The organism is Pseudanabaena sp. 'Roaring Creek' (genome assembly GCF_001402795.1).
Classification (GTDB): Bacteria; Cyanobacteriota; Cyanobacteriia; order Pseudanabaenales; family Pseudanabaenaceae; genus Pseudanabaena.
The window spans coordinates 1-5,313 of sequence record NZ_LIRE01000198.1 but is presented as its reverse complement, the minus strand read 5'-3'; the positions used below and the strand labels follow the sequence as shown (position 1 = coordinate 5,313).

The following is a 5,313-nucleotide window of genomic DNA, read 5'->3' as shown; positions in this document are numbered from 1 at the left end:
GTCTTAACTTATTTGGCTATCGCATAATATGTAAGTAGCTAGGCGCAATTAAATGTAAAATCCCAAAAGCTGTAGCGCACGCGCAGCGTGCGCTACAGCTTTTGATTCTGGGTTTTAATTATGCCCAGCTAATTAGTTATTTTTAGTTAATTTCTAGTTAATTTCTGCTACTTCTTGCCATTAGAGTTTCAAATTGCCTAAAGAATATCGCGCCACAGGAATTAACCTTAAGGGGATGCCCTTGGGAGAAAACGATCGCCTATTGACGATCCTCACTAAGGAGCATGGTTTGATTAGAGCCATAGCCGCAGGAGCGCGTAAACATCGCTCTTCTATGGCAGGGCGATCGGGGCTGTTTGTCGTCAATGACTTACAGATCTCGGTGGGGCGCAATATGGAGCGCATTAAAAATGCCGAAGTGTTGCAATCTTTTGTGGGTTTGGGGAAAACTCTGGCGAAACTCACTGCCGCCCAGTACCTATCGGAGCTTGCTCTGATGCAGGCTTTATCCGCCCAGCCTCAAGAAGAACTTTTCTTGTTACTTGTCGAACATTTGGAGCGAATTCAAATGGCTGAAGATCGGCATATTTTGGCATATCTAAACCACGGGATCTATCATTTATTGGCGATCGCAGGATTTGCTCCGCAAGTGCATAATTGTTGTATTACCCAAGTACCTGTGATCGCTAAGCGTGGAGTACCAAAATGGAAAGCAGGATTTAGTATGGTGGGAGGAGGCGTTGTCGATCTCGACTATCTTGACTCCGATAACAGTAGCGATCTTGGTAGCAGTATTGGCAGCGATATTGTCACTAGTGATATTGGTAGTGGCGGTAATCCGAACCAAGGCGATCGCCTTGATCATTACCAAGAGGGAGGTGAGGGATTAATGCTAGAGTCTATCTACAACCGCATCAGCCATTATCTTACAGCCCCTGAATTGCTGGCGATCCAAGAACTCGCACAAACTAATTTAGCGGATAATATTTTAGAAATACCCCCAAAGGATTGGCTCGTAGTTGAGAGATTGTTACGAGCCTATGCACAGTATCATTTTGATAGACCAATCCAGTCTTCGGCACTGATTGACAACTGTTTTTTTAACATATGACCCATTTATTCGATCCCCCTACACCAAATCTGCCAGAAGTTCCTGATTCCCATCATCCTGAGACGCATCACCATAAAGGCGAACCAGATACCGTAGCAACCCCTGAATTGCCGCTCGATTCTCAATCTGTTCTTCGCAACCCTAACTTTTTATCACTATGGAGCGGACAGGTCTTTTCCCAGATTGCCGACAAAATATTTTTAGTATTGGTCATTGCGATCGTTTCTACACAATTTCAGCATGAAGGCGAAACGATTAGCGGTTGGGTCTCCGCAGTGATGGTTTCATTCACAATTCCTGCAATTTTATTTGGCTCGATCGCTGGTGTATATGTCGATCGCTGGAATAAAAAAACAGTTTTAGTCAGTTCAAATATTCTGCGTGGCGCTTTAGTTCTGAGTATTCCCCTTCTGCTCTGGGTCACGAAAAACAGTTTTTTGCCTTGGGGTGCACCAACGGGTTTTTGGGGATTATTATGCATTACGTTTCTGGTTTCTACCTTCACGCAATTCTTCACCCCAGCCGAACAGTCCGCGATCACCTTGGTGGTTGAGAAGCCTAAATTATTAGCTGCCAACTCTCTCTACACTACGACAATTATGGCGGCTCTAATTCTGGGCTTCGCTCTCGGCGAACCTTTGTTAGCCCTATCCGATCATCTCTTACCAAAAATCGGTCAAGAAATCCTCGTAGGTGGTAGTTATTTAATAGCAGGGCTGATTCTGATCCTGTTGAAAACGGGTGAAACTAAAGAAGATCTGCACCGTGATAGTTTTCATCTTTGGAATGATATAAAGGAAGGCTTGCAATATCTCAAGCATAAAAAGACTTCACTATCGGCACTGATCCAGTTAATTTGTACTTTTTCAATTATTGCGGCGCTAACGGTTTTAGCGGTGCGTCTCGCCGAAGTCATGCCTGAAATTAAGTCGGAGCAATTTGGATTTTTATTGGCTGTGGCGAGTTTAGGAATGGCAATTGGTGCGGGGATTGTTGCCAAACTTGGCGATCGCTGTAGTCGACAAACGCTCGCTCTGATTGGTTCGTTAGGTATGTCTGCTTTCTTGGGGATGTTAGCTGTGTTTAGCGATCGCTTTGGTTTGGGGCTGGTGGCGATCGCGGGAACGGGGATTTTTGCAGGTTTATGCGTAATTCCCATGCAGACTGTCATTCAAGAGGAAACACCAGAGGATGTGCGCGGCAAGGTCTTTGGCTTGCAGAATAATGCTGTGAATATTGCCCTGAGCTTGCCCCTATCGGTGGCGGGCATTGCCGAATCCTATTTTGGGTTGCAGAAGGTGATTTTTGTACTCAGTGCGATCGCGTTGGCGACGGGGCTGCTCACTTGGTATGTCGCTCGCCAACTAGTCGAGCAGTAAAGGCCTAATTAAAATCGTGTGATTTGTAACTCAACACTAGCAAACAATCAGGTAACATTGCATAGAGTCAGGCTCGACCTGATGCTATGCAACTAATTACTCCTCACGATGCAACAACTAACACCTAATCCCAGCTTTAGCTTGACCATTCGCGTGCAACTCCTCAACCGCGCAGGAATGCTGTCTTCTGTTATCAGCGCTCTGGCTGAAGCAGGGGGGAACCTAGGACAGATCGACCTGATCCAACAGACGCGCAAAATTTCTGTCCGTGATATTACGGTAAATGCTTACAGCGCGGAGCATATGGATAAATTGATTGCCGTCGTGAAGGCAGTCCCCGAAATTCGCGTTTTAGATGTTTATGATCGCACGTTCCAAATTCACAAAGGTGGCAAGATCCATCTTGAATCCAAGGTTGCCGTCAAAGGTCAAGACGATCTGGCGATGGTCTATACCCCAGGGGTTGGTCGCGTATGTATGGCGATCGCTGAAGACAAGCGCAAAGTTTATGACTACACCATCAAGTGCAACACAATTGCCGTAGTTACCGATGGTACGGCGGTTTTAGGACTAGGTGACATAGGTCCTGAAGCGGCGATGCCCGTTATGGAAGGCAAGGCAATGCTCTTCAAACAATTCGCGGGACTAGATGCATTCCCCATCTGTTTGAATACCAAAGATGTCGATGAAATCGTCGAGACTGTAAAACGGATTGCACCTGCCTTTGGTGGCGTAAATCTGGAAGATATTAGCGCTCCTCGTTGCTTTGAAATCGAAAAGCGCCTCAAGGAAGAATTGGATATTCCCGTCTATCATGACGATCAACATGGCACGGCAGTGGTGGTGGTGGCTGCCACAATTAACGCTCTCAAAGTTGTCGGTAAACCCATCGATACCGTTCGCATTGTGATGAATGGTGCTGGAGCCTCGGGAATTGCCGTGGCTCGGCTGCTGCGTGAGGCAGGTGTAAAGCGCATCGCCATGTGTGACTCCAAAGGATGCATTAGTAAAGATCGCACCGATCTTACGGCAGAGAAATTAGAATTTGTCAGTGAAACTGCGGGTTCTCTGGCGGATGTCATCAAGGGTGCTGATATGTTTATTGGTTTGAGCGTGAAGGGTGCGCTTACCCCTGAAATGGTGAGAAGTATGGGCGCAGCTCCGATTGTCTTTGCGATGGCAAATCCCAATCCTGAGATACAACCTGAACTTGTGGAAAATGATGTAGCTGTAATTGCCACAGGTCGCAGTGACTATGCCAATCAAATTAATAATGTACTGGCTTTTCCCGGAATCTTCCGAGGAGCCCTTGATGCCAGAGTTACCAAGATCACTACGCAGATGAATTTAGGGGCTGCTCAAGCGATCGCCTCCCTTGTCAGCAGTAGCGATCTTGCTCCTGACTTTATTATTCCCTCAGTATTCGATCCCCGCGTATCCCATGCCGTGGCGGCGGCCGTTCATGCCGTAGCGCGTCAACAGGGTATTGCTAACGCCTAGCTTGTCTGGATTGCGTTGCCTAGATTAAAGCCTAACCCTAGGGTCAGCAAACTATGCTTGCCCTTAGGGTTTTTCCATAGCAATAAATTCATCGACGAGATTGAGCAGTTTTTCGATCGCCTCATTGAGATTGATCGATTTAACGGGAAATCCGTGGGCAACTCGATTTCTGATCTCATTTAAGGCGATCGCTCTCTCAAATTGGTCGATGGAGATCTCCGACTGATCGTAAAGGTGGTGAATCATTAAGATCGTGGGCAAGCGATCGATCGGGATCAAAGCTTGTCTCGCATGTCTTCGCATCAGGACTTCCGCAAATATCCACAGGGATAGGAAAGCAGGCTCATGCTCGCCGATCGAGATTAATTTGGCAATCCGTTCTTTACGATGCAAAATCTGCGATCGGGTCAATTTATCATCAGCGATATCTTCTTCCGCGATCGGGGTGGCATCTTCGCCCGTGATCAGCAAAAATCGCCAACCACTATGCTCGGCAACTCTTTGGGCAAGAGTGCGATAATGGGCAACTTCCAAGTTATTTGCCCTATCTTTAATTGCCACGATCAGCCCTTGACTCTCCGATATTTTGACCAGTAAATCAGGGCTATAGGTGTTTAAATTGAATGGTAGCTGATGAGCATGAGGCTGACGAATAACCTCATATCCCTGCGAGCTGTAGCATTCGACAACTTTTGTATGAATCAACCTTTTTGTACTTATAAAATCTGAACATATATAGTCATGAGGCCTTAAACTCTAGACAAAATTATGATAATTCAACCAATAGCCTTGTTATTGGTTATTGCTTACGATACGGATGTATGGCGTAAAGCTTCATTCATCTACACCATATAAGTAGCTGGGCAAAAAATCCAGATCTAAAACCTGCGGGGCACGCTGCGCGTACGCCGCAGGTTTTAGGGTTTAATTAAGCCCACTTACTTAAATATAAATATGAGACTACCATTTGTTGCATTAAAACCAGACATAAGTAAGATTTTGCAAATGTTTAATGCAATTTGCACTTATAGCTAAGTAGCTAGGCGCAATTAAATATAAAATCCAAAAAACTGTAGCGCACGCGCAGCGTGCGCTACAGTTTTTGATTCTGGGTTTTAATTATGCCCAGCTACTTATACCAATTCCAAAAATGGCAACGCCATTTTTGGAATCTCAAAAGCTTAATAGGTTTGTTTTTTAATTCACTGAAGTGTTGTCTCACTTCAGTGAATTGGTAAGTAGCTAGGCATACCTAAACTTAAAACCTAGAAGAGCGTACCGCCCGCTACGCGGGCGGTACGCTCTTCTAGGTTTTGGTTTTTA

General features: G+C 45.6%; 4 protein-coding genes. 3 read left to right on the top strand and 1 reads right to left on the bottom strand.

The window, feature by feature from the left end:
- Positions 1-193: 193 nt before the first annotated feature.
- The 3 genes from recO to AC805_RS06350 all read left to right on the top strand — a co-directional run bounded on the left by recO (position 194) and on the right by AC805_RS06350 (position 3,990).
- A complete protein-coding gene (gene recO, locus AC805_RS06360) occupies positions 194-1,111 on the top strand; it encodes a DNA repair protein RecO (protein WP_055074638.1) in 918 nt (305 codons plus the stop codon).
- Positions 1,108-2,490, top strand: coding sequence for an MFS transporter (locus AC805_RS06355; protein WP_055074637.1), 1,383 nt, complete (start codon positions 1,108-1,110; stop codon positions 2,488-2,490). Before recO ends, AC805_RS06355 begins: the two co-directional genes overlap by 4 nt.
- A gap of 108 nt (positions 2,491-2,598) precedes the next feature.
- Positions 2,599-3,990: an NAD-dependent malic enzyme gene (locus AC805_RS06350; protein ID WP_055074636.1), complete on the top strand. Its 1,392-nt coding sequence runs from the start codon at positions 2,599-2,601 to the stop codon at positions 3,988-3,990.
- Between the two features lie 63 nt (positions 3,991-4,053).
- Here AC805_RS06350 and AC805_RS06345 read toward each other — a convergent pair whose 3' ends face one another.
- A complete protein-coding gene (locus AC805_RS06345) occupies positions 4,054-4,695 on the bottom strand; it encodes a hypothetical protein (protein ID WP_055074635.1) in 642 nt (213 codons plus the stop codon).
- Between the last annotated feature and the right edge of the window lie 618 nt (positions 4,696-5,313).

Coding starts and splice junctions, on each gene's coding strand:
- AC805_RS06355 (WP_055074637.1), top strand. CDS start 1,108: ATGACCCATTTATTCGATCCCCCTACACCAAATCTGCCAGAAGTTCCT.
- AC805_RS06350 (WP_055074636.1), top strand. CDS start 2,599: ATGCAACAACTAACACCTAATCCCAGCTTTAGCTTGACCATTCGCGTG.